Genomic DNA, 271 nt, shown 5'->3' with positions numbered 1-271 from the left:
GGAAAACCATTCGGGAAGAAAAACTTCTTATACTCCTCCATACTTGACCAAGGATATTCAACCCCATCAGCAGCAATCACCACCCTGTTGACAAAGAATTCTTCTACCCGAGACAAGCTCTCTTGCGAAAGTTCGAATCCCCACCCAAATAACACTTTGTACAGCCCACTACCATGAATTGGACGAATACTGTAGTACGTATCCATCTCTTCAAGAATATTCACACATGCACTTATGTCATCATCAGCCATAGTAAAAAGCTGCTCAAAAT

General features: G+C 41.7%; 1 pseudogene. It reads right to left on the bottom strand.

What is annotated here, in order from left to right:
• Positions 1 to 271, bottom strand: a pseudogene (locus tag HMPREF2756_RS00755) (hypothetical protein); the annotation flags it as partial.

The organism is Rothia sp. HMSC067H10, assembly GCF_001810635.1.
GTDB classification, from domain to species: Bacteria; Actinomycetota; Actinomycetes; order Actinomycetales; family Micrococcaceae; genus Rothia; species Rothia dentocariosa.
This window is presented reverse-complemented; position numbering and strand designations above follow the sequence as displayed.